The organism is Halobacterium sp. DL1, assembly GCA_000230955.3.
Classification (GTDB): Archaea; Halobacteriota; Halobacteria; order Halobacteriales; family Halobacteriaceae; genus Halobacterium.
Genome location: CP007061.1, coordinates 47,999 through 74,416, shown reverse-complemented (window position 1 = coordinate 74,416; position 26,418 = coordinate 47,999). Strand labels below are relative to the sequence as shown.

General features: G+C 58.2%; 24 protein-coding genes. 13 read left to right on the top strand and 11 right to left on the bottom strand.

The genetic code is table 11. From position 1 onward, the window contains the following. Nucleotides 1-285: 285 nt before the first annotated feature. Nucleotides 286-537 carry a hypothetical protein gene (locus tag HALDL1_00295; protein ID AHG05668.1) on the top strand — a complete coding sequence of 84 codons (252 nt, stop codon included), beginning with the start codon at nt 286-288 and terminating at the stop codon, nt 535-537. A 431-nt stretch (nt 538-968) separates the two neighbouring features. On the opposite strand, the gene HALDL1_00290 is transcribed toward HALDL1_00295, so the two are convergent. Together HALDL1_00290 and HALDL1_00285 are read right to left on the bottom strand one after the other, a co-directional pair. Next, on the bottom strand, nt 969-2,357 hold the full coding sequence (locus HALDL1_00290) for a metal ion permease (GenBank protein ID AHG05490.1): 1,389 nt from the start codon (nt 2,355-2,357) through the stop codon (nt 969-971). A 7-nt stretch (nt 2,358-2,364) separates the two neighbouring features. Beyond that, nucleotides 2,365-2,724, bottom strand: coding sequence for a hypothetical protein (locus tag HALDL1_00285; protein ID AHG05489.1), 360 nt, complete (start codon nt 2,722-2,724; stop codon nt 2,365-2,367). A 53-nt stretch (nt 2,725-2,777) separates the two neighbouring features. On the opposite strand from HALDL1_00285, the gene HALDL1_00280 reads away from it, so the two are divergent. Beyond that, on the top strand, nt 2,778-3,923 hold the full coding sequence (locus HALDL1_00280; protein AHG05488.1) for a transposase ISH3: 1,146 nt from the start codon (nt 2,778-2,780) through the stop codon (nt 3,921-3,923). 341 nt (nt 3,924-4,264) lie between these two features. Beyond that, on the top strand, nt 4,265-6,613 hold the full coding sequence (locus HALDL1_00275; GenBank protein ID AHG05667.1) for a hypothetical protein: 2,349 nt from the start codon (nt 4,265-4,267) through the stop codon (nt 6,611-6,613). On the opposite strand, the gene HALDL1_00270 is transcribed toward HALDL1_00275, so the two are convergent. Next, entirely contained in the window at nt 6,572-8,011 is a 1,440-nt protein-coding gene (locus HALDL1_00270) for a transposase IS66 (protein AHG05487.1), read from the bottom strand. The two genes, HALDL1_00275 and HALDL1_00270, sit on opposite strands and share 42 nt — an antisense overlap. A gap of 424 nt (nt 8,012-8,435) precedes the next feature. Here HALDL1_00270 and HALDL1_00265 point away from each other — a divergent pair, with 424 nt between their 5' ends. The 7 genes from HALDL1_00265 to HALDL1_00235 all read left to right on the top strand — a co-directional run bounded on the left by HALDL1_00265 (nt 8,436) and on the right by HALDL1_00235 (nt 17,097). After that, nucleotides 8,436-10,667, top strand: coding sequence for a hypothetical protein (locus tag HALDL1_00265; GenBank protein AHG05666.1), 2,232 nt, complete (start codon nt 8,436-8,438; stop codon nt 10,665-10,667). A 9-nt stretch (nt 10,668-10,676) separates the two neighbouring features. Beyond that, nucleotides 10,677-11,075 (top strand): hypothetical protein, encoded by a 399-nt coding sequence (locus HALDL1_00260; protein ID AHG05486.1) that lies wholly within the window; start codon nt 10,677-10,679, stop codon nt 11,073-11,075. Nucleotides 11,076-11,130: 55 nt separating this feature from the next. Next, nucleotides 11,131-12,468 carry a transposase gene (locus tag HALDL1_00255; protein ID AHG05485.1) on the top strand — a complete coding sequence of 446 codons (1,338 nt, stop codon included), beginning with the start codon at nt 11,131-11,133 and terminating at the stop codon, nt 12,466-12,468. A 335-nt stretch (nt 12,469-12,803) separates the two neighbouring features. Continuing rightward, nucleotides 12,804-13,700 (top strand): hypothetical protein, encoded by an 897-nt coding sequence (locus HALDL1_00250; GenBank protein ID AHG05484.1) that lies wholly within the window; start codon nt 12,804-12,806, stop codon nt 13,698-13,700. Nucleotides 13,701-13,944: 244 nt separating this feature from the next. Beyond that, complete coding sequence (locus HALDL1_00245; protein AHG05483.1) at nt 13,945-15,237, top strand: hypothetical protein; 1,293 nt, start codon at nt 13,945-13,947, stop codon at nt 15,235-15,237. Between the two features lie 493 nt (nt 15,238-15,730). Beyond that, nucleotides 15,731-16,642, top strand: coding sequence for a cobyrinic acid a,c-diamide synthase (locus HALDL1_00240; GenBank protein ID AHG05482.1), 912 nt, complete (start codon nt 15,731-15,733; stop codon nt 16,640-16,642). A 2-nt stretch (nt 16,643-16,644) separates the two neighbouring features. Continuing rightward, complete coding sequence (locus HALDL1_00235; GenBank protein AHG05481.1) at nt 16,645-17,097, top strand: hypothetical protein; 453 nt, start codon at nt 16,645-16,647, stop codon at nt 17,095-17,097. Between the two features lie 720 nt (nt 17,098-17,817). On the opposite strand, the gene HALDL1_00230 is transcribed toward HALDL1_00235, so the two are convergent. The 4 genes from HALDL1_00230 to HALDL1_00215 all read right to left on the bottom strand — a co-directional run bounded on the left by HALDL1_00230 (nt 17,818) and on the right by HALDL1_00215 (nt 19,726). Beyond that, nucleotides 17,818-18,444: a halocyanin gene (locus tag HALDL1_00230; GenBank protein AHG05480.1), complete on the bottom strand. Its 627-nt coding sequence runs from the start codon at nt 18,442-18,444 to the stop codon at nt 17,818-17,820. 25 nt (nt 18,445-18,469) lie between these two features. Then, entirely contained in the window at nt 18,470-18,844 is a 375-nt protein-coding gene (locus tag HALDL1_00225; protein ID AHG05479.1) for a hypothetical protein, read from the bottom strand. 105 nt (nt 18,845-18,949) lie between these two features. Further along, a complete protein-coding gene (locus tag HALDL1_00220; protein ID AHG05478.1) occupies nt 18,950-19,303 on the bottom strand; it encodes a hypothetical protein in 354 nt (117 codons plus the stop codon). A gap of 6 nt (nt 19,304-19,309) precedes the next feature. Further along, a complete protein-coding gene (locus HALDL1_00215) occupies nt 19,310-19,726 on the bottom strand; it encodes a hypothetical protein (GenBank protein ID AHG05477.1) in 417 nt (138 codons plus the stop codon). Nucleotides 19,727-19,791: 65 nt separating this feature from the next. On the opposite strand from HALDL1_00215, the gene HALDL1_00210 reads away from it, so the two are divergent. Continuing rightward, complete coding sequence (locus tag HALDL1_00210) at nt 19,792-19,956, top strand: hypothetical protein (GenBank protein AHG05665.1); 165 nt, start codon at nt 19,792-19,794, stop codon at nt 19,954-19,956. A 285-nt stretch (nt 19,957-20,241) separates the two neighbouring features. On the opposite strand, the gene HALDL1_00205 is transcribed toward HALDL1_00210, so the two are convergent. From HALDL1_00205 to HALDL1_00195, 3 genes are all read right to left on the bottom strand, one after another. Then, the gene (locus HALDL1_00205; GenBank protein ID AHG05476.1) at nt 20,242-21,675 is read right to left on the bottom strand and encodes a multicopper oxidase; all 1,434 of its coding nucleotides are present in this window, start codon (nt 21,673-21,675) and stop codon (nt 20,242-20,244) included. Then, nucleotides 21,665-22,813: a rhodanese gene (locus tag HALDL1_00200; protein AHG05475.1), complete on the bottom strand. Its 1,149-nt coding sequence runs from the start codon at nt 22,811-22,813 to the stop codon at nt 21,665-21,667. Before HALDL1_00200 ends, HALDL1_00205 begins: the two co-directional genes overlap by 11 nt. A 63-nt stretch (nt 22,814-22,876) precedes the next feature. Next, nucleotides 22,877-24,661: a 5'-nucleotidase gene (locus HALDL1_00195; protein ID AHG05474.1), complete on the bottom strand. Its 1,785-nt coding sequence runs from the start codon at nt 24,659-24,661 to the stop codon at nt 22,877-22,879. A 179-nt stretch (nt 24,662-24,840) separates the two neighbouring features. Here HALDL1_00195 and HALDL1_00190 point away from each other — a divergent pair, with 179 nt between their 5' ends. After that, the gene (locus HALDL1_00190; protein ID AHG05473.1) at nt 24,841-25,626 is read left to right on the top strand and encodes a hypothetical protein; all 786 of its coding nucleotides are present in this window, start codon (nt 24,841-24,843) and stop codon (nt 25,624-25,626) included. 108 nt (nt 25,627-25,734) lie between these two features. Here the strand turns inward: HALDL1_00190 and HALDL1_00185 are convergent, their stop codons facing one another. Beyond that, on the bottom strand, nt 25,735-26,091 hold the full coding sequence (locus HALDL1_00185; GenBank protein ID AHG05472.1) for a hypothetical protein: 357 nt from the start codon (nt 26,089-26,091) through the stop codon (nt 25,735-25,737). A 94-nt stretch (nt 26,092-26,185) separates the two neighbouring features. Between HALDL1_00185 and HALDL1_00180 the strand changes: the two genes are divergently transcribed. Next, nucleotides 26,186-26,413, top strand: a complete 228-nt coding sequence (locus tag HALDL1_00180) for a hypothetical protein (GenBank protein ID AHG05471.1) — start codon at nt 26,186-26,188, stop codon at nt 26,411-26,413. Nucleotides 26,414-26,418: the final 5 nt, after the last annotated feature.

The following is a 26,418-nucleotide window of genomic DNA, read 5'->3' as shown; positions in this document are numbered from 1 at the left end:
CAGCAAGTGTCCAAATTACTTTTGACATACATAATGGGTTAATGCCTGATGAGATAACGATTGTGGGACCTTTGCTCTGTACTGATCTTAGAGGGCTCGGTCGATATTGTGGACAAGACATCTAAGAACGAGTTCACGGAACTGTTTCCACCATTGTCGGGAGCGAACGAAGGCACCGTACTTTCGTTTGAGCGTTGAGTTGACCGTCTCTGATTGACTTCTCTGTCCGTAGAGATCAGCGTCTAAGCGTGCGTTCCATGCCTTGTGGAGAGATGTGAACTCACGATGCTTAATCAGTGGCCGAACCTCGTGGTGACGGGCAAGTCGTCTGATCTTCTGGTCGTCGTAGCCTTTGTCACCGAGCAGAATGTCGATGGTCTCGGGGTTGCGTTTGACCAACGATGGAGCGATCTGACTATCGTGTTTTCGTGTCGTCGTCACGTGCAGATCGAGAATTGCGTTCACTTTCGTATCTACCAACAGCGTCACTTTGAGCTGCTGAATCGTGAGTTCAGCCCGTTTCGTGTAATGTTTTGAGGCGTGACTGCGGTCGAACCCTGACGCATCAACTCCAACGATTCCACTCGTCGGAAGTAGCGTCGCTGAGAGAGTCAATACAACACGCCATACAGCCATATCAAGCCGATTGAACGCCTTACAGAGCGTTGATGGCGTAGGTAGTTCAGTTAATCCAAGAGCTTGACGAATGCGTGGCATCTCGATCAGTTCGTCAAGCAGACCACGATAGGTCGTGTTCTTCCGAACTTTGAGACACAGTAGAACAACGTGCTGCGGGAGTGTATAGCGGTGTTTAGAAAACTTCGAGGAGTATCGAGAGACTGCTCGGCGTGCTAGGTGGATCGCCTTCTCAGTAAAACGGAGAATCTGCGACTTCGGGAGGGTCTTCATCTCATGGAATTACACGACAAACATGTAAATCTTCAAGGATTTCAACAGAGCCCGATTTATCAATGGTGATCGTGAGCGCCCGAGACTGTTGGATCGATCATAGCGAACTCCTCGGGTGTCTCCTCGAAGGCTCGTCGACACGCCTTCGAACAGAAATGGTAGGTATCACCATCGTGGATGACGGTTGGACCATCCTCGCCGGTTCGCATTCCACAGACAGGATCCCGGTACTGACCGGGTGCTCCCAGACCGCGTCGGTACACGTAGAGAAGGAATCCTGAGAGTGCGAACGCGATCAGATTGAGGTAGAACGTATAGTTCAGTTCGAAATAGGTCTGCTCGCTCGCAGTCATGCCACCAGCGAGATCGGGGACGATCCCTAACACACTAAATAGCTGTTCCATGAGAAACCCCGTGAATGCCATCGTCACGAAGAACACGCCGAGGATATACAGCATCACACTCCAGCCGTAGTACTTCCGGTAGACGTTGAGCACGGGGACTGTAATGAGGTCGGCATAGACGAAGGCGATCACACCGGCGAAGCTCACACCGCCACCCCAGAGCGCAACGGCGAACGGGACGTTTCCCATGCTACCGACGAAGCTAATAACAGCGATAGCCACGCCCATGACTGCGTTCTCAGCGCTGACAAGGATGCCGTCGCCCTGCAAAAACAGCGTGTTCCAGACCCACTGTGGGACGAACACGATGACGAATCCAGAGATCAGAAAGCCCGCTATCACGTCCGTGTAGAGCATCGACCACTCCTTGCGATACTGGTTGCCGACCTTGTACCAGCCACCCCACGACAGGAGTTCGTCTCGCCAGCTCCCACTGCTGGCCACCTCCTGCTGATAGGTCTCCATACAACCCTCCGAACAGAATTTCAGCGTCTCGCCACCATCCGTGACGAGCGAATACTCGTCTCGCCCCTCCATTCCGCAGGTCGGATCCTCGGTCACGCCGTGGTCGTGATCTCGCTGATTCAGTTCGGTGCGAACCTCCTCAAAGAGGGTTTCTGGAAGCGTCAACTGGACGATCACTGCCATCACTGCGATGAGGATGAGACCACCGAGTAACTCGGCAACGAGGAACTCCCAGCCCAACAGGATCAGGATCATCAATCCGAGTTCGACGATGAGGTTCGTCGACGCGAACATGAACGCGAGGAAGTTCACGACGTGGGCACCCTTTTTGAAGAGCCCCTTCCCGATGGCGACCGCACCGAAGCTACAGCCGCTGCTGGCAGCGCCGAACAGCGTGGCCTTCGTGACACCGGCCATATCGGCATCGCCAAGCACGGCAGCCATTCGTTCTTTCGAGACGTAAACTTGGACGAGACTGGTGATCACTAATCCCATGATGATCGCCCAGGCGGCTGTCCAGAGGAAGCCGATCCCGATCCGGAGGGCCTCGGCAACCGCTGGTCCCAGTGGTGCTAACATCATCGGTTTACGGTTCGGTTTCGAGTCGGTCCCGCCGTCGTTCGTACTCCTCGTCGCTCAGGTCGCCACGTGCGTAGGCAGCCCGAAGCTCCTTGACTGCAGGGTCAGATGAGTCATCCCCCTTGCGTGTCGCTCGATAGCCGAGGTAGACGGCCCCGGCAATGACGGCGACGAAGAGGAGTTGCATCCCCACGCCAATGATGAGCATCCATCCAGACATGCCATCTGCACCCCACATTCCGGTACCCCACATCCCACCCATCATCGGTCCGGCCCACATCATGCCGAACAGGGGAACGATAATCAGGGCAGCGATGATTGCGAGGACGACCCAGACGAGTTGTCGATCAATTGTATTGGTGGTCATGATAGTATCAGTCGATCACATCGGGTTAGAGTAAGTGTCTGCTTGGGTGCGGTGTGAAGCCTACCCAGGCAGACAGCGAGATAGAGGAAGAGCACCTGCTTAATTGTGTCGTCAACAGCCTCGACGAGGAACTTGCGATAGACCTCGGCGAGAATGTCGAGGTCACGACAGAGACGTTGTACGAGGTCCTCGCCGGCGCCAGCGCCGGCGGGACCTCAATCAACCACGTCTGCGAAACAACTGACGACTCGCCCCACGCCAATACCGTCCGTGGACATCTCACCGACCAGTTTGAGCTGGACTCCGTTGAGGCGGTTGGGGACACACTCCTGCAACGAGATACTCTTGAGACACTGCCGGATCGGCCGGTGGAGGTCGTCGCCGACCTCCACCTGGATCCTTACTACGGTGACGAGGACGAGACAGAGGCGCTGTACTCCTCGCAGGCTAAACGCGGAACCACGGCGTTTCACGCGTATGCGACGCTCTATGCGCGGGTACGAAACAAGCGGTACACGCTGGCGGTTCGCCAGTTAGTCGCTGGCGAGACCACCAGCGATGTCCTCGCTGAGTTTCTTGAACTGCTTGACGGCCTTGACCTCGGCGTCAAGGCCGTCTACCTCGATCGCGGATTCTACAACAGCACCGGTCTCAAACTGCTGTACGCGCACAACTACGCCTACGTGATGCCGATTGTCAAGTGGGGCGAAACGATTCAGGACGAACTCAACAGCGGCTGGAGCCGCGAGATTGAACACGATCTCGCCGGCGAGGTGACGTTTCCTGTGTTCATCGACTGTGTTTACCAGCAAGGACGGTGCGACGAACACGGGGTGGCGCGTCACGGCTACGCCGCTGACGCGCCGTTCATCGACACGCCACGAGATGCCCGAAACCACTACAGCAAACGCTTCGGCATCGAGTCGAGCTACCGATTAGCCAAGCAGAGCCTCGCGTTCACCAGTTCTCAGGATGCTGGACTGCGGCTGGTGATGTTTGTAGTGAGCCTATTGCTTCAGAACAGCTGGCGGTATCTTCACTGGAGGTACGTGGCGGCGCCCCGCCGCGGGGGGCGCCGCCTCTGGAGATGGTCGTTCACGGAGTTCTGTGAGATGGTGCTGCGGGCAGCCTGGACAGCGCTTGGTGTGCGCAGGTCTGTTCCAGCGAACCAACCACTCGACGACCGGTTCTTCCGGTAGCTGTCCACCGCTCGGGACAGCAATCGTGAGTGGCGACACTGTCGCGTCGGCGGCAGTCCGCCGCCGACAGCGACCCCTCACCGCCGAAACTCACCGTCCGTGTCATTTCGAGAATTGACCACGCATCGAAGACGCAAATTCAACCTCTACTGGAGGGGGTAGAGAATTCTCGATGTGATCGACTGATGCTAGGTCACTACGTAATCGGTTGTGAGAACGGAACGAGGGATCTGTCGATTACCGCCCCTGATGGAAGTCGTGATGGGTCGGGGTACCGGGAGACGACAGGGCGTGTTCCCCACGAAAACATTAATACGACTGATAGAGAATAGGTGAGACGAATGGGTGGACTGGTTGATTACGACTACGACTTTTTCGACGAATACCAGTCCGACGTCCTCGCTGATCTACCGTCCATAGAGCAACTCATCCGATTAGATGATGAGGTCGCTAATAAAGTCACGATGCCCCGATATGAGGGGCCAGTCGATCCGATCGAATGGACATTCTTAGAGAACTATTACAGCGGCCTATTCGCGGACTTCATTACTGACCGTATTCAGGGTCTCGTCGACACGGAGCCGATCGAGGCAAATCGGGACAGATTCCACGGTTTCCGGGAGGACATTGTATCCGTAAATCAGAATCTTCCAGCGCAGCGGGCAGCGCGATCAGGAGTGATTTCGAAGCCTGCAGAAACGGTCCTTCTCAAACGACTGCGACAGCTTGGCTTCGATCCGAGTGCCTTAGATGTCAGCCACATCGGCAGTGGTGGCGGTCTCTACCTGTTGGAGCTGTTCGTGACCGCCGCCCAGCAAGAAGCTCTGTCAGATACAGCCCTGTTGACAGCCCTCCTGGACGAAGCCGATTCGCTGGGCAGCATGAGCAAAGAGGCGGCGATGTCCCGCCTGCATCGGCCTGTCCTGATGGTCTCCCTGTGGGATAACCAGGAGGAGGGACTCAACGAATGGCTGGACAACGGTCGACACGGGATACTCGAGATGGCGACCGCCACGGGGAAAACTGTCGCTGGGATCGCCGCCATCGCCGAATGCTGCGGCGTCCTTCCGGAAGACCCCGACCACGAGCCGCGAACCGACGACGCGAAAATCATGATCGTCGCCCATTCGAACGCGATCCTCAAGCAATGGGAGCAGGAGATACAGGAGAAGCTCGGGCTCCCAATGCCTGCTGGACAGACGGGTGAACAGGCAGAGAGCGTGTCCTTTAGCGGTGGGGAAGTCGAGTTCTACACTGCACAGTCCCTCCTACCACGATACGATCGTGATCTCGCCGACCAGTATGATCTCGTCATCTACGACGAAGTTCACCACTACTCCAACTTAGATGGGTACGGGGCCGCCATCGACAGACCCAATTATCGGGCTGCGATGGGTCTTTCGGCGACGATCGGCGACGACGGTGAACTGAAACGAGAGCAGCTCACTGAACTGTTGGGTGACGTCGTCCACACGTACGGGGTTGAGGACGCTCGTCGTGACGGGATCATACCTGAATTTGACTGGACGGTACACCCGACGCCGCTCGATCCCTACGAACGGGAAGAATGGGATGAGGCGACAGAGTCGATCTCCGACCAATTCAAGCACATTCGGCGGTCGGCAGCAACCAAGCGGATTCTCAGACAGGTTCCTGTTCCGTTTACCGAACTCGAAGACCTCGGGGACTTCATTCGCGCACACGAGGCGGCGTCGATGGTCTTTGACGACGAGGAGATACCCGATGAATGGTCGAACCTCCAGGCGACGATTCATTCGCGGACCTGGATCCGCCACCGATCACAGCCCAAGATCGAAGAGGCAATCGAACTGGCGAAGGACTACCTCGAGGATCCGGACCAGCCTGTCAAGCTCGTCATCTTCGCGATGGACATCGACACGGCTGACGAAATCGCAGACCAACTCGGGGAGGTGTCCGATCATGTCTATCGGGCACACAGCCAGCTTGAGACCTCCTCCAAGAAGAACAACGAGACAGTCCAGCGAAACATCAACAAGTTCGGGAAATGCGAGAATGGCGTACTTGTCTCTCCTAAGATGCTAGACGAGGGGATTGACGTCCCGGATGCTGAAGTCGGCATCAACGTCGCGGGGACTAAAACGAAGCTGCAACTCGTTCAGCGGATGGGACGCGTCCTCCGCAAACACGGCGATCAGCGGCCCCACTTCCACCATTTCATCGCCATGCCCGACGAGAACTACCTCGCGGGGCTGGACTCGAAGGAGTACGTACAGGAGCTCAACTGGGTGCGGGAACTGGGGGAGACGATCGGAGTGCAGCCGATCATCGAGGAGGCCGGCGTCGACGCCGAACTGCTGGAGCGCGCCGAACAGCGTGGGCACGAACTGTGGGCCCGCGATCTGCTTGAGGACCTCGAGGTGGAGACTGTCCAAGGGAACGTCAATCTGGAACAGCTTCTTGATGAACTGACCGTCGAAGCGACGGAAATCCTGCTGGATGAGTTATGGCTGGAAGGGGAACGAGTGGCGCAGGATGACTGGGAAGCCGCGATGGAGGCACTTCGTGACTCGGAAGCCCTCTCCGTCGAAGGGCTCCAGCGCGTCTGGTGGCTCTTCCCGCTCTACCGAGAGCGACCGACGGAGTTAGACGAACTATTGAGTATGTGTTTACCCCGAGGACTCGACGGATGGCACAGCGTGAGTCCGTGAAATCATCTCGTTGTCTCGGACAATGCGCTTGAGCTTCTCGTAGGGATTGCGTCCCTGCTGGCGCGATGTCGCCAGCAGGGACAGCAACGTCTCGTGAACGAACATCCCGCGGTCGTTGCGGAGCGTCCCGATGATTTTCCGGAGAACAACCGGCTCACGAAGCGCATTCTCCGCAGCGTTGTTCGTTGGCGAGACTGCTGGCTCACCGATGAAGGTGAGCCAGTGGTCGATCCCTCCTTTGATCTTCCCGAGCAGTGTTGCCACTGGGTCGTCGGTAGCTGAGCACCTAACGAGCGATTTGAGTCCGTTCTGGCTTGATCGGTGCATCTGTGCTCGCTCACGAAGGCTCGGGTCGGTCTCCAGCCACGACTGGAGACCGACGTACATTTGCGTGAGATGCCGGTGAATTGGCTCTCCGTCCTCGTACTTGTCAGCGACATCTTCCGCTTCGCGGAGAATATGTGCCCAGCACCGCTGGAGGTTGCTGGTGAATGCCGGATATGCCGTCCACCCATCGCAGACGACCGTTCCCGCGAAGTCCTCGCCGAGGACTTCTACGGGAACATCGCTTCCGCGACTCTCTCTGACCGCGTACAGCGTGTGCTCGTCCGTCCTGAACGTCCACATCCACGCCTGTTCGCCGTCGCGTTTGATTCCCGTCTCGTCGATGTGAACAACGTCAGCGTGCTGAATCCGTCGGCGGATCTGTTCGTATTCACAGCGACCGGCGCGCGCAGCGCGCTCGGTCGCGTGCCACGCAGATGCACCTGAGAGTTCGAGGCCATGCAATTGCTCGAAGCGGTCGGCGATCTTCCGGTAGGGGAGGCGGTGATCGTATCTGGAAAGAGCGGCTTGGGCGATGACGTTCACCCCGAACTGCCCCTCGTCGGGGCAGTCGGGGTGTGAAGCGACAGTCTCGGCTCCACAAGAGTAGCACTCGTAGTGATGGCGGTTGTACTGTGTAACTTCGGGTGGCTGTGGATCCGGGAGTTCCTCGACGAGTCGGGGGCTGACGCCCGCCGACTCGTCGAACCCTTCGCCACACTCCGGACAGCAGTCACAGGTAACGTCGATTTCTCGATCTGGGTCAGGTGCGGCTCGCCACTCAGGGTCGTGTCCGGGCTTTCGACCCGGTGTCCCACCGTCAGTACGTGGCTGTTCGTCGTCCTCGTCCGCATCGGACGAGGACGACGACTCCTCTTGGTCTGACTGGTCCTTGCTCGGTGGTGTATGCGGTCCCTCGTACCACCGGAGCTTAGCTCTGAGACGTTTGTTCTCTTCGCGGAGTTGCTGATTCTCTTGCTTGAGGTTTGTTTTCTCCTGCTCAAGTTCATCAACGCGATTTTCGAGAGCAGTGATCCGCTCAAGCAGTTGCTCCACTTTTTCGTCAGCGACCATCACAACTCTCCTCGGTCAGTGCAGACGACGCGGGACGGTCTCCCTGCCGGAGACCGTCCCTCGGAGAACACCCTGTCGTCTGCATTGCTCTACTGTTGGGTCAGGAGCAACTTACGAGAGAGTGGCGAAATCGTTCTGGGGGTAAACACGTACACTATTGACGGCGTCGTTAAGCGCCCTCTCTGAGGAAGCCTCTTCGACACGACAGTCACAACGAGAGACGGCCACCAACCACGAGGGAACATCGAGCGACGGTGAGTCGGCTGATGAGAGCACGTCTGGAGAGAGCGATACACACGAGCAGAAGTCGCCATCGTCGACGTCGGAAGACGACGAATCCCGTGAAGAGACAACCCCGTCGCAAGACTCTGATTCACCAGAGCCCCCCAGTTCCGAATCGACAGAAGACGAGTCACATCTGCAGGTGCCTGAGATCGTGGAAGACGCTGGCACCGATGTCCAGGTAAGGAGTTCCAGTGTGTTTGACGTGCTGGGGGTCGGAGAGCCGCCCACAGCCATTTCGAGACGGCTGCAAGTCGATCCCGACACAGAAGTATCCCTCGACGAGACCCTCCTGACGAGCACGGGCAATGGCGGCCTCTTCTCGACAGGCTATCTGCACCAGCGATCGCTCCAAACGTACCTGCTGAATGGGGAAGGGGTAATCTTCCTGCTGGCGTCGAAACGCCAGACTCCGGAATACACCGGCCAGCAGCTGCCGGAACTAAACGGGTATCGGGCTATTACGGCAATTACCCCCACGCGGGCGCTCTGCGTCGTCGGGAATGACCCAGCGAATCAAACCATCCAGATCCGCCACGAGGACGTCACAAGTGTCGACGTTCAGCAGGCTGGCCAACTCCTCTGGAAGCATCATGCAATCCGAATCCAGACGAACGACCAGACGCTCAAAATTCCCGACGGTACCGATACTGATCTTGAGGCTGCTGCGAGATACATTCGTACCGCTGCGTATGAGGAACGGTGTGCCGCAGGCGAGCGGCTCCTCGAATGCTGCGACGTCGTCGCGACCAGTAACGGGTTCACTACAGTTGACGCCGTGTTGGACGCAGCCAAGACGCGGTTCCAATCCGCTGTGGACTGGGGCGAGCGGTACGATCTCGATACAGCGAGGGCGGAAGCCGGTGTGGAGTTCACCAACACCTGTCTCGAGAGAGCTGACCGGCAGGTACGATTCGAGGAATCGCTCACAGAGGCTCAGCGACTCGTCAGTGATGCGCGGACAGCCTCGATAAACGGCGAGGAAGATCGGGCACAGCAGCAGTACCGTGAGGCGAAGTCAAAGCTTGAGGCGGTGCTGTCCGCCTCAGATGAGAAGCCGAGTTCCTCGGTGGTGGAAGCCAAACAGCTCCATGCGAAACTTGAGGAGGCTCTTGCGTCGGGAGCCGATAGCAGTGAGAGGGAGAAGAAATCGAGTACTGAGACCGAGACAGCGGCCACTGAGCAGTCTTCGAAAAGTGATAGCCAACGACCCACGCGGGACGATCTCATCAACGAGCTCCAGACCTTGACAGAGGACCTCGGTGGCGCTCCAAAGGCACCTGAGATGGACGATCAAGGCTCGTACTCGACTCACGAGTATTATCGGGAGTTCGGATCGTGGAACGATGCACTGGGCGCTGCCGGGATCGACCGAAGGGAGTCGCTCCTCGCTGAACTGAAACGTGTTGCTGCTGACATCGGAGAGATCCCGTCAACCACTCAGATCGACGAACACAGTCGATACAGCTCCGGAATGTATGCCGACGAGTTTGGGACGATAACTGCAGCACGCGAAGCCGCCACCTTCGCCAGCGGTGAAGATTCCGAACAGGAATCGCAAGCCCACGATTCGACCGACGAATCACACGGGCAGCCTGACGACAGCGCCACGGCGCCCACCCCAGATTCGGGACCATCCCGGCAGGCACTCATCAACGAGATTCAGCGTCTTGATGACGGTGAGAACCTCGTTCCGTACGCGTCGGAGATGGATTCTGACGGCGCGTACAAATCGTATGACTGTCTCCAAGAATTCGGCTCGTGGGATGAAGCGCTGGAAGCTGCGGGGATAGACAAACGAGAGCGACTCCTTGAGGAACTCCGGCGTGTTCGTGACGAACTCGGACAATTGCCGAAAACGACGGAGATGAACCATCACGGACGAGTCTCTGCGGGAATGTACGCCAACTTCTTTGGATCGTGGACGGAAGCAACCTCCCTGATTGATGCGAGAGAAGAGTCGACGAACGAGACGACTGAGTCCGATCCATCTCCCGATACCAGAGAAGAATCGAATTCATCGCCCGTATTGAATGGTGACAGGGATTCCATTCTCACCTGGGAAGACATCCCCGGGAACAGTCGGCTTCCGTCTCCAATCGCGGTTCAGGTGAAAGAGAAGAAACCGACGCGGTCGAATCGTGTAGAGGGACGGTATCTGGTCGCTGATCTCAACGGTAAGGAGTTCGAGCTCAAAGTCTGGCAGAAACATGGGCTCAACATCGAATGGGACGTCGATACGTGGTATGTGCTGCGTGAGGCCAGAGGAACGGTCTGGGAGAGCGACGGCGAGGTGCACCGACTGCTCGATAGCACGAGGGATCTTACGGCGAGTGAATGTGAAACACGTCCGTCGACGCCGATCAAGAGATAAGTGTTGGAAATGGATGAAGAAAGCTCGAAGGCTGTTGATTTCCTACCGGCGACACCGCTGAAGATCTCTTATCTCCGTGGGTTTCAAAAGAAAAGCTCAATCGAGGAAATCTGGATCCCCCGTTTCACCACCAGGGACGATATCGACGCTAACGAGAACGAGGTTTGGGACTTGGCTTTCGGCGTGGTTCCCACATCTGGCATCGAAACATTCCTTCTGAAGTGGCAGGGGCAGCTCGCCGTTTTCGAACTGGGTCCGAAGGGGTGGCAAGTCAAGGAATCATTTGAAAAAGCAGACATCCATCCCCAGGTGTTTGCGGAAGTCATCAAACCCTACGTCGGCATCGAACGAGTGATTCGCGAAAAGCAATTTATGGGTCGTGTCGCAAAGTCCTCTAGAGTTCAGTAGTAACTGGCTCCCGTGAGGAACGGGTCGCCTCTGGTATCCACCCAAGAGGTGACCCATGCACGCCACAATCGACGTGCGGTTTGAACTGAGTATCGACGACAACAAAACGCTACCGCTCGCCACGCTTGCCGAGGCCGTCACTGACCAGAACCTCGAAGCAGTACTCCTTGAATCGCTGGTCGAGAGCCTCGACGCCGCCAGCGTCGAGGCGCTCTGTGGCGACAAACACGCCCACGGCAACGGTGACCAACGCTTCCAACGCGCCGGCACCGATACCCGCACAGCTGTCACAACCGCCGGGGAACACGAGTTCTCTCTCCACTACATCGAAGATACAGCCGCTGATAACGACGAATCCAGCTATTTCCGCCCCGTCGAAGACGTTCTTAGCTTCGACGGACAGAACCGCTATCAGCAGGACATCGCCGCCAAAAGCGTCGATCTCGCTACCTCGCTCAGCTATCGTGACGCTGCCGATCACGGCGACGGCTTCGTCTCGATGCCGTCGCCGACCACCATCAACCGCCGTGCCAAGAAATACGGCCACAAGCTCAAGCAGTTCCTCCCAGACTGTGTCGCTGACACAGACGCTGACACCGTCATTCCTGACGGGACAAAATGCCACAGCCAAGACGACGACCGCTCGTCCCACTCCGTCCAAGCAACGCTCGGCGAAGACACCGCCGAAGAGTCACGCTCCCTCCTGGATCTGTCGGTCAACGCTGACTGGGACGAAACTGCCGCCGAACTCGATGATATCGGCGCAGTCACTGACGACGCGACGGTCGTCAGTGACGCTGATAGCGGCATCGTCACGGCCTTTACCGACGAAGCCCGTGACCACCAACTCGATCTCGTTCACGTCGGCCGAACGCTGGGCTACACCCTCTGGGACGATGGCGTCTTCTCCTTGGACCGCCGGAAGGAGATCGTTTCGGAGGTGATCGACGAGGTATCCCATCTGAAGAACTCGGTGGTGAAACACCATCCAGAAGAGGAGTTCGAGGCGATCCGCTCGCGGATCGCGCGAACGAGAGAGCGATTGGAGAAGACAGCGTGGCAACTGGAGCAGTTCGGGTCAGCGAAGGCTGCAGGGTATCTTCGGCGGTGGCTGCCGTCGATTGTGACGTTCGCCGAGCACGCTGTCGAGGGGTTCGAGGTTCCGTGGACCTCGAACCCCGTCGAACGACTGATGGGCGAGGTCAGCAAGCGGTGCAAGAACCAGTGGATGCGCTGGACAGCAGAGGGATTGGAAGCGATACTCCAACTTCGGTTGGTGAAGTACACCGACCCCGAGTACTACCAAGCGTTCCTCGACGAACTGCTCCAGCGTTCGACCAAAACAGCAATCAACTGTGACCTCTCAATTGAGAGTACCAGCGGCAAAGTCTAGACCGCTTTGCGACACGACCAATTTATGGAACGAGAGTGAGCTATTTGCTCCGCTCAACTCCCCCCCTGGTAGGATTTATGCGAAACAGGAGCCGATTTTAACTCAGTATTTCGATGCCATATCTTGGACTGCTAAATAAAGATGAGGTGCTCCCTCCACAGGTACCGGCCGGAACGACAGTTGAGTGTCCAGCTTGCGGTGAAGGAATGTCAGTAGTACGGTCCTACAACCGTGGGAGCACTTTCGTATCTCGGCACTTCAGTCACAAGGGCGGCGGGAAGGGAGGTGGCAGCGGAGCCGGTAGTAATGACGGTGGTTGTTCTGGAGAGTCCGAGATGCATCACAAGATGAAGGCGATTGCATACGCCCGGCTGGAGAACGACTACCCGGAGGCAACAATTGAACTCGAGTCTAACCTCGAGGGGCGCATTCCTGACGTGCTATTAGAATTTCCCGAGCCGTGTAGTCCGTACGGAAAGGGAATTGCAGTTGAAGCCCAGTATCAGAATAAAGGAAAAGACAAAGCAGCAGTCGTAGAGCACTATCTTGATCGGGAGTACAGCGTTGCCTGGCTCGAGGAAGACGCCTTTTCTACCCACGATGTTGACCTCTCCGGCATCCTCTCGGTGTGGCCGTACGCTCTCCCCGACCGGTACGAGACGGAGGGGTATCCCGACGTGACGCGGTGGCTCTGGCAAGAGAAGAATCCAACAGTGGAGATGGAAATCCCGATTCCTGCAGACTACTGGATGTCGTTCGACAAATCGGGAGAGTGGGTTACCATCGCGGAGAAAAGCATCAAGCGGCGAGGAAGCGCTCGAATTTCCAGAACGCCAGATGGGCATCTAACGTTCTCACTCGGGAAAGCAAAGGGATGGGGCGAGAGCGAATCGCTATCCGTACAGGTTGTTCCGAATGACGTTCTGAAACTCAGATCCTTTGCCGATGATTTGGAGCGAAAAGCGTTCGGGGAGGACCGGCCGTCACCGGAAGAGTGTGATCCAGAGTGGCATGAACTCAGTAAGAGGTGGTTTAAGGGGTCGCCAACCGTGACGGCATGGATAACAGCCGCGCTGCCAGACCCAGATGGAGACTCCGATGTTGTGGTGACGTTGTGGAAGAAGCAGAAGGAAACGGAACGGGTGGCGATGCGAGTTGAATCATATGCTGCGGAGAATCTACGTGATCTCGCAGATCTCCTTGACCGGGCCTTCGAGATCGAGAAAAGCTGAGCGCCGTTACCCTCTGCCGACTTTGTATAGCGACATAGGATTCATACAAGTTCAGGCTACTACAGCATCTATTTTCGGTGTTCTCACAGACTCCAACGGTCTGTGTGTCCCCAAAACCTATATCGCATCTGTGAGAAACTCGCTACCAGCCAAATATGCCGGGCTTAGAATTGGAAACCGACTCAGCGAGGCGTCTATCGCTGATTCCTAGCCTCGAACAGCGGACACCAGGGAGGATAGCACTGTGAGCGGCGTAACGACACCAGGGAGTGACCGAGACTGGGAGGACGTCGACGACGTCTCGTGGACTCTTCTCGATCTCGAAGAACTCGTCGACGCGTACTGGGCTGTTGTCGCCCCGATGATGGAGACAGACGAGCTCGATCCAAAACGAGAAAAACCGACACACAGCTGGCTCCGCGACCATGGCTTCCGGCCGCTCCTCTACGCCCTGCGGGAGTACCACGACAGGACCTTCGCAGAGTTTTGGCGTGAGGATCTCGGGGCCGAGGCCGTAGAATCGGGTTACGACTGGGCGACCGACCACGAACGGACTATCGAGGCACTCGAGTCCTTCCTCACGTCACGGCGGAAGCGGAAGGGGCTCGCGGACTCGTCGATAGATACCCTCCGCTACCGATTGAACCGCTACGTCGCCGCCTACTGTGAAGAGAATGGAACCGACGACCTTGTGACACCCGTCGCCCGGGAGGGCGATGTCCCAGCTTACAAAGCAGTTGATGCGTGTTGGGCGGCGTTCGACCGGCTGCATGTGGATCTCGACGGTGGACAAACCAAACGCCGGATTCATCTCGCGGTCTCGAACTGGTATGCGCATTTAGTGCGTCGGAAGTGGGCTGCGGTGAACCCCGCTGACGGCCTCGACGACGAGTTCGATTGGTCGAACGGCGATGACGACGATACGGATACACCATGTCTCGCCACCGAGCACGTTCGCGCACTCTACAATGCGGCAGACGACCAGGAGAACCGCCTCCTGGTACTCGCCCTGTGTGCATGGGGTCTTCGTCCGAATGAGGTGGCCAGCCTACGAGTACGCCAATTCGTTCTTGACATCTCTACCGACGAAGTTCCGTATATTACGTTCGAGGAGCGGAAGAATGGGCCCGGCGAGGTGTCGCTACTCTACGGTAAAGAGGTACTCGAAGACCGCATTGCAATGTTCGCCGATCACGAGGAGTGGGATGGCTATCTGTTTCCGTCGCCACACGCCTCAGGCGGCCCGATTTCCCGGTGGACAGTCTGGAATCGCTTTACCCAACTCGCTGAGCAAGCGGGTCTGCCTGACGAAATTGGTGGTGTATCCCCCTCGCCAAAGATGGGGCGACGCTTCTGGTATGACGCCTATTCCTCGTCACTCGACGTCGTCCTCGGAAGCCTCGACGAGATTGCGGCCGAACAAGGAAGCGCGAGTGCCGACGTCGTATTGCAAAATTACCTCTCAGATTCGCGGGCCCGGAAGCTCCGTCGAGAGTATATGCGTGACCAGCTAGCTGCCGCCTTCGAGGAGGGTTGAGGGTATACTAAACGTCAAAGTAGTCTTATCCAAGTCAGTTATCCCGGCGAATGCGTGAGATAGATGGGCAGTGAATCACAGAGTCATTGAATCAATGAATCACTGAAAACTTGAATCAGAGAATCAAGGAGTTTCTGATTCCTGGAATCCAATATTATGTGGAGAGTCGTGGAGTCAATGAATGCCGGAAGCGCTGAATCAAAGATTCAGTGAGTCCATGGGATAATGAATCAATGAATCTGCTACTGCAGGAGGCACTGAATCACTGATTCAGTGACTGTCAGTATCAGACATCATCCTCCAAGATTACAGGCATTGTGAGGAATCCTGTATTCAGTGAATCCATGAATCAATGAGTTACTGATTTTCAACCAGGAGAAGTAGAATATGGTGGTATTAGAGGTGATACCACAGAATTCAGCACTTTAGAAGTTCTAGTTCGGCATTGGACGTCTGAGGTGGATTTATGAGTCATTGATTCAATGATCGAACCATGACCGAGACACCTCGTGGATGGGGCGTCACCCCATCGACTGGCATCCCCACGATCGCCTTCGGCAACCAGAAAGGCGGGACAGGAAAAACAACGGCGACGATCAACAGTGCCGCGGCGCTGGCTACTCGCAACCACGATGTTCTTGCAATCGATATGGACCCACAAGCCGACATGACGAAAGGGCTTGGACTTGGTCCAGGCGACGACAACGATCCTTCAAGCCCGAAGAACGAACTCCCCAACACATTAGTCACCGATGACGAGAATCTGCTCGACGTACTCGTCGATAATCCCCGCACGCACGATACTAGTCTTTCAGAGATTATGATCGAAGCCGACGAGTACGACCATCTGAACTTCGACCTGATTCCCAGCCACAAGGATATGGGCCTTGCTCGAGATTGGATGGACGATGCGAGTGCCCGACTCTCGCTGAAGCTCGCCCTCGAAGAGATGGTTGACGACGGATACAACTATGATTATATCGTAGTCGACTGCCCCCCTGACCTCTCAGTCCTAACAGATGCGGCGTTCATCGCGGCTCAGAACGTCTTCCTGGCTGCACAGACCCAAGCAACATCACGGGATGCACTTGACGATCTGTGGGACCAGTTGGAGTCCATCGAGGACAATCAACAGATCGAGATTGCAATCGTCGGACTCCTGGCGAACATGTACCGGGACGACGGCCAGTCGAAAAAATTCCTCAACGCCTTCGACGAGTCCTTCGCGTCGATGGCACCAATTTTCAAGCTCCCGATGCGAGTAGCGATTCAGCGTGCGTGGGACAACGGACAAGATATTTTCGAATGGGAAGACGCGAACGATCAGCAAGTAGAGCGTGACCTCTTCCTGGAAGTTGCAGAGACGATGGAACAGGCGTTCGACAAGGCGCAGGTGGAGGCGTAAGAATGCCCCGGGGAATGGACGAACGGTTCGAGGACCCTTCAGATGAGGTGGAAGAGGAGGACGCGGTCGCAGACGAGGAGACCATGGAGACGTCCGTGGAATCGGAAGCGAAGGATCGTGAAACTGCGGCGGCGACCGAAGATCGATCAGATCAGCAGAGGACCGCTTCCACGACCGATAGTGATTCGTCGACCAGTGAGGCAAGAGAGACAGATGACGAGCCGCTGAACATCCGCGAGGATTGGGATTCAGCCACGATATACGTCGAACCGGAGCAAAGCGAAGACGTCGAGATCACGTTCACTCGACTGAAAAAGCAGCTCAAACGCGAAGACATCACGCTGGAGAAAAACAAGCACTTCTACCGTGGGGTTTTCGAGGTGGCGTTCGGCGAGCACCAGGAGGAAACGAAGGAGAAGATTCGCGAACTAGCCAAGGAAGACGTCGATCAGTGAATCACTGATTCACAGATTCTCGAATATTATGAGGATGGCCGGCATCGAACGAGGTGCTCAGAATAGACCCTCTCCTGTTCTTTTGAATGCCAAAATGAATCGTCATTCACGATACTATCGAGTCGTTGGTGAGAAACACAGTTTTGGAGGATGTTCGTTTTGGGTCGGATCACCGTCGACTCGTGGTGCTTTTCGCCAATCGAAAGTGGATTTCGAGTCGTCTGGACGATCTCCTCCTGAGAAGGGCTGATTCTCTTGTGAATCTGCGTCTTCTTGCGTCTCGTCGACGATCTGTGCCTTTGGCCGGACCTCGGATGCGGGGATGTCGTGATCGTGGACTTCCTTGACGACGAAGTGAGCAGCAGCGTAGACGTATTCGTGGGCTGCGTCGTAGGAGCGATTTCGCTACGCTCGTGAGAACGCCGATTCGTCAGGCACTCGGCTGAAGCCGAGAATAATGGCGACTTCCGGTTGCCGGGTGAATCGTGGAATAACCCCTGGTTTTGGTACGGATCGTCCAGTATCGAGATCGGCTACTGGCTCGTGATCAACAAACGTGAGGGCCTCCACACGCACAGCATTCGAGAGGCTTCAGCTCTCTTGATTCTCCGCCAACCGTTCACGGTGTCGCTGGAACTCCTCTTCGCCGATCTCGCCTCGTGCGTAACGGCGTTAGAGAGCTTCTATCGCGGAATCATCACTCCGGGAAGGAGCGTCACCTCACTCCAGTGCCCAGTAGAGGAGTCCACCGACCAGCCCCAGCATTCCGAGTGCCCCGCCGACGAACGGCAGCCCGCCACCCCAGCCACTGTTCCGGCCGTTCATCATTCCAGGGCCAGACCCCATCCCTGGACCCATCATTCCGCCATCGGAGTACCCGTCACCGTCGGTGCTAGATCCATACGCTATCGCGCCCTGTTCAATGATCGCTTCGCTCTCGGGCACGTCACCGTCCGGAATCGGACTGTCTTCTGCTGGACCTCCAGGGCTGCCGACGACGATGCGACCGACCATCCCGACCGACTTGTGTGGGATGCAGTAGTAGTCGTACGTGCCCGGTTTTTCGAACGTGTACTCGAACCCTCCCGACGAGATGACCTCACTATCGAATGCGCTGGCGTCGGACGGAATCCGGTTCTCGTAGGCCGTTGCCGAGTGTGTACCGGCTGCTATCTCGAAGCGAACGGTCGTGCCGGGTTCGATGTGGAGCCCAATCGGTTCGAAGTAGTTGTTGCCCATCTTCACGACGGGCGTTTCCTGTGCGCTCACTGGCTGAGAGAGGCCTGTGCTGGCGACTGCGCCGGCACCGAGTACTCCCAGGAACTGACGTCGATTATAGTTCGTCATGTGATTTGAATTGGTCTGGTGATCGTTATTTTCGAACGACATCGACGAGACGTTGGGCGAGTCCAGACGACTGCTCGGTCGCGCGCTCGATGGCTGACTCGAGGTCGTTCCGCTCGACGATACCGATGAACTCGGCGGTCTGTTTACCGTTCGCGTAGACGAGTGTCGTCGGCGTCTTCCGGACGCCGTATTCCTCGGACGTTTCGAGGTCGGTCTGTATGTCGACCTCCCGGAACTCCACGTCCGGATACTTGTCCTCAAGGCCGTCATTTTTTCCCGCTGTGTTGCGCATGCCCCACACGTCTCTTGAGTGAAGAGGATTACTCCGGTCATATTGTAATCTACGGTCTTGTAACTTAACTGCATTTCTATTCAGAATCGTTAGCTGATAGAGCCCCATCTTCGATTCGAAGGCACGCTCACACAGTGGTGATTGGGAATAGCCTAATGAACGAAGTCGAGTACACAGGCTTGGGGCCTCCGCACCGTGGTATGTACTCGTTGTCTACTCCGACCGTTCGAGTCTCTCGCGGCGGGCTTCGAACTCTTCGTCAGTGAGGTCGCCGCGAGCGTACGCCGTGCGGAGTTCCTCCATCGCGGGATCCTGAGACGTCTGCGTTTCGCTCATGCGCCGGAAGACGAGGTAGCCACCGCCGAGGAGGATGAGGAGGAAGATGAGCGGGAAAAGCATCCCGACGAACGGCCACCACCCGCTGGTGGTCCCGCCGTAGCCCACCATCCCGCCGTAGCCCATCATTCCGCCGAATCCCATCCCCATCGTGAGTAACGGGAGCAAGATGATCGCTCCGAGTATCAGGAGCAGGATGGTCGTGGTGTCGAGTTGGTTCGATGAAGCCATCGTTACTTAGACCTCCGACGCGGGTTCAAACTCGTCAGCGACACTGGCGAGAACACGCTCGAAACGCTCGTTGACCTCGGTCGCGATGGAGTCGAGCGCATCGTTGTCTGCGATGCCGACCAACTGCTCCGGGTCGACGGCACTCACCACGATGTCGCCGTCGTCATTCTCGTAGACGATGACGTTACACGGGAGGAGTGCACCGAGTTCGATCTCCTCGGTCAATCCCTCGTATGCCAGCGGGGGATTGCATGCACCGAGAATGCGGTACTGGCGGAACTCCTCGCCGAGTTTCTCTTTGAGCGTCGCCTGGATATCGATGTCACAGAGGACGCCGAATCCTTCGTCTTTGAGCGCTGCGATCGTCGTGTCGACAACGTCGTCGAACTCGCCGGTTACTGCTGTTTGTATTGTGTATTCCATGAAATATCATACTCCGTCCAGGGAGTTAACAGTTGGGTGCCGCAACGGCGGGCGTTGGGAGTGTGATGCATCTGCTGGAACAACACCTGTCCCGGTCATCCGGAACGTTTGAGCTGTTCTCGCCGTCGATCGAATTCGTCGTCCGAGAGCTCACCGCGGGCGTAGAGCTCGCGGAGAACCGACAGCGACTGCTCATCGTTCCCGCCGGATCCTCGGTTGGGGAGCGCTAGACGATGTAGAGCGGGACGGCGATGAGGAGCCCCATCCAGAGAAGTCCCCAGAGACCAACCGCTCCGCCGGAGAGCCCCAACCGCCGCTCATCATACCGCCGCCGGGGTGTAAATCTACACAGTTAAACGTTCGAGAACGTGTATAGAGTGCTCTAAACGCTTTTCAAGAATAGAATCGTTCATCCGGCTCGAATTCGCCGGGTTGGCACTCAACCCTACTCCCAGACAGGACCACGACCACACGAACGGCAGTGTGAACGATCTAAAATCGGGTCTCCAACCTGGTCACTCGACGTATCTCACGACACGCGCCATCCCTGCGTCGAGATGGTACAGATTGTGACAATGGAACAACCACCGGCCGGGATTATCCGCGTGGAAGTCTATCGTCACCTGCCCTCTATGTCCGGGGACGATGACCGTGTCTTTGATCGCGTTGCCGACTTGGAAGAAGTGGCCGTGAAGGTGCATCGGGTGAACGACTGGGCTCTGATTGGTCATCCGAATCCGGACGTGTTCTCCGGGCCGGATCTGGAGCGAGTCGGCGTCCGGATAGGCCTGTCCGTCGATCGTCCACGTGTAGGACTGTCCCCTGCCACGGGAGAGCGTCAGATCGAACGTTCGATCCGGATCTCCATTCACCCCGTCGAGCGAGGAGATCGCCCGCAAGTCCCGATACCGCAGTTGGTTACTAGCCGGTGACGGGCGCTGTGGGCTTCCCTCGCCCGCTGACTCGTACTCGACGACAGCGCTCGCTGGTGGTTCGTTTCCATCGAGCGCATCCGCTTGCACGGCCCACGTGCCCGGATTCGTCGCCTCAACCACGACGTCGTAGCGCTCACCGGCTCCGAAGACGAACGAGTCCACGTCGACGGGTTCGACAGGTCGACCATCGGCGTGGGTCACCGTCATTTCGTGGCCGGCGATCCGGACACCGAAGACTGTCGCGCTGCCGGCGTTCACGAATCGGAAGCGAATCCGCTCACCCTCCGTTACGTCGAACGTCTGAGGATTCTCTGGGAGTCGACCGTTGATCAGGAGCCCTTCGTATGGCGGCCGAATATCTCCCATCATCCCGCCTCCCCCACCCATTCCACCACCTCCCATTCCCCCGTCCGAAGGGAGTTCCGGCTCTCCGGGGAGGTAATCGTCGACCACGACGACGTACTCGTGGTCGTACTCGACGTGTGGGTCACGTTCTTCGACGATCAGTGGGCCGAGCAGTCCACGGTCGAGTTGGAGTCCGACGTGACTGTGGTAAAAGTACGTCCCGGCGGGTTCGGCACGGAACGTGTACGTGAACGTATCGCCGGAAGCGACCGGGTCCTGCGTTACGTTCGGCACCCCATCGACCGGGTTAGCGACGGGAACCCCGTGCCAGTGAATCGTCGTCTCCTCTTGGAGGTCGTTCGTCAGTTCGACGCTGAGTACGTCACCCTCCTGAACGCGTAGCTCCGGTCCCGGGAACTGTCCCTCGTACATCCAGTTGGTCGTCGACGTGTCGGGGGATGGTCGAATCGACCCGGACGCCGCAGTGAGGCTCACTGATGTATCCGGCTCGGCCGTGACTGTCGCGCGGGGCGACACCTCACGGCCCCTAGCACCGTCGTCGGAGCCCGGTAGCTGACCGGTACAACCCGCGAGCGCGCCGAGGCTGGTCGCCCCCGTCAGCTGGAGGAGGTTGCGACGGGAGAGCAGGTGCTGTGATCTATGCGGCACAGTTGTTCGGTCCCAGTTCGAGTTCCGTCGCCTCACTTTCGTCTTCGACGGTCTCTTTGCCGGTGTTAATGGCGATAACTGTCTCGTAGTTTGGAGGTTTCTCCGGGGTATCCTCGGTCAATCGTTCGACGAACGCCTCGCGGTCGAGCCCGAGGAAGTCGAGTTCGTCGCGGAGATCCCCGAGCCGAGCTTCGAGGGGTTCACCCGGAGAACCGTTCTCGTAGCGGCCGTCGCTCGTGACGGTGAGGTGACCTGGTAGAATCGTCGTGTCATCCGGGAGATTGAGGATCGTCTCGTGGAGCGAGTCGTACAGCAGTTCCGCTCCACGCGAGGCGTCGTCCTCGCCGAACTGGAGTTCGGTCCGCCCGACGGAGTCGACGAACAGCGTATCGCCCGTCAACAGGAGTTCGCCGTCGACGAGATAGTTCATCATCTCCGAGGTGTGGCCGGGCGTGTGGAGCGCCTCGATCTCGACGTCGCCGACTTCGATGACGTCGCCATCCGGTAGCGGGTCGTATTCGTACTCGACACCGCGCTCGCGAGCTGCGTCGCCGAGGTGGTAGGGCACGCCAACCTCGTCGGCGAGGGTCGGACTGCCCGAGATGTGGTCGGCGTGGACGTGCGTATCGAGCACGCGCGCTATGGAGAGGCCAGCGTCCTGCGCAGCGACTTTGAACTGGTCGGTCTGTCTGGTGGCATCGACCACGACGGCCTCTCCAACCTCCTTCGAGCCGACGACGTAGCCGAGACAGCCCTTCGCTCGGCGCTGGACCTGCCGAACGACGAGGTCGTCGCTGGACGTCTCGATGGGGACGACCTCGTAGAGTTTGCTCCACTCCTCCATACCGCCGGTGACGACCGAGATGTCGTCGTAGCCGTGCTCGTCCAACTCGAACGCGAACGGCGTCGACGTCAGACCCTTCCCGCAGATCGCGACGACGGGCCGGCCGTCGACCAGTGTGTCCACCTCGTTCAGTTGGTCCTCGCTCAATCCCTCGTCAGGGTCATACGACACGTTCTCCGCGTCGCGCACGTGCCAGGCCTCGAAGCTGTCTTCGGGACGCACGTCGATGAGCGTGAACTGTTCGTCGGCGTCGATCTTCCCCGCTAGTCGTTCCGCAGTGATGTTGTTGACCATCGTATCTCACCTGTGCCGTATCGAGTGTGCCGTTCGTCGGATCTGTCGCGTTCGCGTCGCCGCCTAGCGCGTTCGATTACGCCCTGCATCGGGAAACGTGTTCCTGCGCGGTATCATGGACGTCTCGCAGTACGCCTCGCCGGCCGCGTAGTCGACGCCGGGCTGGATAAACGGATACGGCCCGTCTGCGGGCGTGTTCTGGACTCGGCCGCCATCCTCGGCGGTCTCGACTAGCCCCATCACCTCGTAGTCGACGGGCGAGTGTTCCTCGAGATACTCGACGATGACGTCGACAGGTATCGTATCGTCGTCGACCTCGACGTCCCGGAACGGGAACCCGCAGTTTCCGAGGTCGCGTTCGGGATCACCGGGTCGGCGGAACGTCGCCACCGAGTACGTCTCCTCCGGGTCGACCGGCTCGCCGTCGATTCGCAGTTCGACGAGGCGGCGGCCACGCTTCGCGGTCGGATCGAGGGTCACCTCGACGTTCGAGGAGAAGTTGCGGACGCGGCCGTCCTCCTGGTCGTAGGGGTACGGTGTGAAGTTGTCCCCGAGGAACTCCTCCATGTGGTTCGTGAGTTGCTGGCCGTAGGCGACGCCACGAGCGACGGGCGTCGTCATCGGGAAGAACGTGTAGAGTTCGCCGAGCGTGATGTCGCCGGGTGGGATGGCAGTCCCGTACCGGAACCCGTGCGAGACGGCGAGGTCGGTGCCGAAGTGTGCACGGAGTGCGTCGTTGAACAGCGCGTTCCACGCGCTCTCAAGGAAGGACTGCCGGTAGAGCGGTTCTTCCGTCCGACCGACGACCGCATCCAGCGGACGGTCGAGCGTGCCAGCCCCTCGCTCGAATCCCGGATCGGCCTCGAAGAAGGGCGCACGCACGGCTTCGACTGTCTCCGCCGCATCGGCGTCCGGTTCCGGCGTGTGCTCGCCGTCCTCGGTCAGACAGTAGAGGTGGTGACGGAACTGTATCTCCCCGTCCCGAACGCGGAGGTCCACACGGCCGATCGCCTCACCCATCCCGGACTCGACGACCACGGTTTCGGTCTCCTCGACGACGATCGGATCGTAGGTGTACTCGTGGGTGTGCGCGCTGAACATCACGTCCACGCTCGCACAGTCCTTGGCGGCTTGGACCATCCACGGGAGGCCGATCTCGGTGACCGCGACCACGACGTCCGCGCCGTCCTCGCGGGCGGCCTGTGCGGACTCCTCGAGGAGTGTGGGGTGTTTACCGAAGCGGTACTTCCCCTCGGAGAACGCGGGTGCCATCCGATCGACGTAGACGTTCGTCATCCCGACGACCCCCACGGAGAGTCCGCCGATGTCGAGGATCCGGTACGCGTCGTACAGTCGCTCGTCGGTCTCCCAGTCGTAGAGGTTGTTCGCGAGAATCGGGGCGTCGAGGTCGTCCATCAACTCCACGAAGTTGCCGTCCTCGGCGGCCTCGTTCGAGTAGTCCCAGTTCCCCGGGACATAGATGTCGGGCGCGACGTGGTCGTTGACGGGATCGAGCATCGCTCGCCCATCGGTGTAGGTGGTCACGGCGGAGCCGTGGAACGTGTCGCCGCTCATGAGCGTACACACGTCGTAGTCCTCGCGGAGTTCGTCGAGTTTCGCTGCGAGCAGGGGGATCCCGCCGCCGCGCTCGACGACGCGATCGTCGTCTCCGAAATTAAAGTCCGGCGTCGACGTCGGATTGTCGTAGTAGACCTGGTAGCGCGGCGTCAGCTGCCCGTGGAGGTCGCTGACGTGAGCGAAGACGGCGTCGGCGTCATCGTTACCGTCTCCGACAGGGGCGCCGCCGAGGGACCGCCACTCGCCGATATCCGTTTCATGCTCGTTCATCGTGATGTGACTGTCGTTACAGACACCGAATGTTCGGAATATCCGGTTATAATTATTTATATAGTAAATATAATATATGATTCACTTACTGCTTCAGAGTTGAGCATTACAATAAAAGATGCAGCCGGAGTATCGTTCATCCAGATGCGTACTCTACCGTGGCAACGGAGGCGCGATCGATGACGAGCGACTGGGTAACGACGGGGCTGTCTGCGGTCGTTATCCTCGCCGCGGCCGCCGTTCACGGTATCGCCGGGTTCGGCTTCGCGCAGGTGTCGATGGGCATAATGCCGCTGTTTCGGTCGCCCTCGAGCGCGTCGATCATCTTCACGGCAACGGCGGTGGTGGCCAACGCCCGCGTCTGGTGGAGCGTCCGGGACGCGTTCGACTGGGAGAAGTGGATCGTTCCTGTCGGTGGGCTCGTCGTCGGGATGCCGCTCGGCATCGTCGTGTTCAGTGGGTTCGACGCGGCACAGATGCGCGTCGCCATCGGGGCGGTTCTCGTGTTAGCGGTCATCGTCGTCGGCGCGACCCAGCAACTCGATGTCGTCACGGACTGGATCGAGGAGAAGGACTACCGACCGGGGAAGATAATTGGCGCGACGGCCGGGCTGCTCGCGGGGATTCTCGGCGGCGCCGTCGCCGTTCCCGGCCCGCCGATGATCGTCTACGGGGCCTTCATGTCGGCGAGCGGATTCTGGACCGACAAGGAGATGAAGGCCACGTTCACTGCCTTCTTCGGGACGCTCATGCTGTACCGCCTCGGGAGTCTCACCTACACGGGAGCCGTGACGACGCCGCTGATGATCGAGGCTGCCGTCGCCGTGCCGATGGTGTTCCTCGGTGCCTGGATCGGTGTATACATCTTCGACCACATCCCCGAGCGCATCTTCCAGTGGGTCGTGCTGGCGCTACTGACCGTGAACGCGTTCGTCCTCCTGTTCACGGCGATTCCGGAACTCTAACCGCGTTCAGCCGTCTTCGTACGGCGGTTTCGGTACCCCTCGACACAGCGGTTGTAGCCAAAAAACAGCGTCGCAACGGTGCTGATTCGTGCGCTATTCGGACGTCGGTCAGGCGCTCATCATGTTGCGACAGCTCTCGGCGCATTCCGTGAGGACCTCGGCACAGACCTGGCAGTGCTCGGCATCGTGACGCTCACATTCTTCGGCACACTCCTCGCAGGCGCCGGCGCAGGCTTCGGCCAATTGCTTGCTGTAGTTGGAGTTGCGAGCCATGAATCGGGCATGCAGCGACGCGATGTCCGCGACGTCGCGACAGAGCCGAGCACACTCTTCCATCTCCTCGTCGCCGAGACACTCGTCGGCGCACCACTCACAGACCCCAGCGGCTTCATTGCAGATCTCGATGCATTCGCGCTCTTCCTCGCTCAGATGATCGATCTTGGAGACTGTTTCGGCAAGTGACATTGCACGTCACCGTACGAGGCCCTTCTAGTTCATCGGCCTGCTTGCCCTTGCGGGGCGATACGATGTCTGTGTCGCTAGAAGGCGTCGAAATTCGTTGGCACTGGCGGGCACAGCAGCAGTCGTCTCTGCCGTCGCGATGCTCCTTCTCGGTGTGTTCGGAACGATCGGTGTCTACGAGGGCGCAGTCGAAGCGATGGAGCAGTGGCACCTGTTCTTCGAACCGACCATCGTCGGGACAGTGGCGGGCATGGTCGAGGCAGCGGTGATTAGCTTCGTCTTGATGTACGCCTTCGCGTGGCTGTACAACGCCTTCGCATCATAAATCGG